Source organism: Pseudomonas sp. GL93, assembly GCF_003408955.1.
GTDB lineage: Bacteria > Pseudomonadota > Gammaproteobacteria > Pseudomonadales > Pseudomonadaceae > Aquipseudomonas > Aquipseudomonas paracarnis.
In genome coordinates this window covers 1-1,667 of sequence record NZ_NKRF01000009.1, presented here as the reverse complement: position 1 = coordinate 1,667, position 1,667 = coordinate 1, and the positions used below count along the sequence as shown (strand labels likewise).

The following is a 1,667-nucleotide window of genomic DNA, read 5'->3' as shown; positions in this document are numbered from 1 at the left end:
CGGCGTTTTTCAAGGTGGTTGTCGCGTCAACCGTTCTGCTATGCCGCTTTTTGTTCGCTCTGTTGGTCCCGATCCGGATTCAGCAGCACCGTTCCTACCGGTTCCCAGTTACGTGTTTGCCCAGACCACCGTTCAGGTCTTTTCCGGCGTTCCCGCTCATACAGTTCATGGCGCAGCGCCAGGATCTGATGGTCTTGTCCACCATGGCGCTCTGACGGGGTGACGAAGCGGATTCGGCTGTGCCTGTGTTCGCTGTTGTACCACCGCATAAAATCCCTCACCCATGTCCGTGCAGCGTCTAAGCTGGCGAAGCCTTCCAAGGGCCATTGCGGGCAGTACTTCAGTGTTCTAAACAGTGATTCCGAGTATGGGTTGTCATTGCTCACGCGGGGACGACCGCGAGAAGGCGTGATGCCCAGCTCATACATTTTGCTTAACAGCGTCACCGATTTCATTGGCGCTCCGTTATCAGAGTGCAACACCAAGGGCTCACGCAGGCACTTCTCATTGATCACGCTGCGTTGCAACAGCGCAGCAGCTTTTTCACCACTTTCCTCATCATAAACTTCCCAACCTACGGCCTTGCGGCTGTAAATATCTTCGATCAAATACAGGTAAAAATACTTACCGCGTATGGGCGAGGGAAGATACGTGATGTCCCACGACCACACCTGGTTAGGCCTCTGAGCCGCGTGCGTTGTCGGCATTACAATGCGCCGAGGCCGTCGGCTACGACCTCTGTGGTGTTGTTGGCCGGCTGCTCGCAAGATGCGATAAAACGTAGCTTCCGACGCCAGATACCGCGCTTCGTCTGCCAGGCGCGGCACGATCTGGCTGGGCGGTAAATGTGCGTATATCGGGCTGTTGCACAGAGTTACGATGGCTTGTCGTTCAATTTCACTCAGCGCATTTCGCGGCTTGGGCCGCAAGGTGGTGGTGCGTGCATCGGCCTTTAACTCTGGCACCTGGGTCCAGCGCTGCAAGGTTCGCAGAGATAGCCCGACCTCCTGGCATGCACGTACTTTCCGGGCGCCTGCGACGATGGCTTCAATCAACCAGCCCACCAACAACTGCCGTTCCGGCAAAGAAGTCAGTTGTCCTCGCCGTCGGTCCCCCAGTAGTCGTTGAGCTTTTTTCGCAGCACTAACAACGCTGCGGTTTCGGCTAATGCAGCATCTTTACGGCGCAGTTCACGCTCAAGTTCCTGGATGCGTTTTTTGTCTTTACGCGTCTGTTCATGGTCAGCCATTTTCTGGATCTGCACCGCCTCTTGACCGCTGATACAGGCTTGACGCCAAGCATTGATCTGCTCGGGGTAAAGGCCGTTTCGACGGCAGTACTCACCTAATTCAAGTTGCGTCAGGCTGGCTGTTTCAATGACAGCGGTCAACCGGGCCTCAGCAGACCATTTATCAGAAAGCGGTATGTCTTCTGGCACTTTGCTTCCTTGGATACTGGCCATCTTGCGCCAGGTATACAGCGATACATCGCTGACCCCTTCACGGCGACAAACTTCGGCTACCGTCAGGTTCAGCGGAGGAAGCAACATCTTAAGCAATGTGGCTTTACGTTCGGGTGAATAGTACGTCACAACCTGCCTCTTTCCGCCCTCGGTATGCTCTTTGGGGGTAAATCAGGAGAGGCGACAACTATCCTGACACCGGGGG

General features: G+C 55.2%; 1 protein-coding gene. It reads right to left on the bottom strand.

What is annotated here, in order from left to right:
• Window positions 1–38: 38 nt before the first annotated feature.
• A protein-coding gene (locus tag CER19_RS02815) for an IS3 family transposase (protein ID WP_116665318.1) occupies window positions 39–1,591 on the bottom strand; the annotation gives its coding sequence in 2 pieces (ribosomal slippage) (window positions 39–1,129 and window positions 1,129–1,591; 1,554 coding nt in all).
• Window positions 1,592–1,667: the final 76 nt, after the last annotated feature.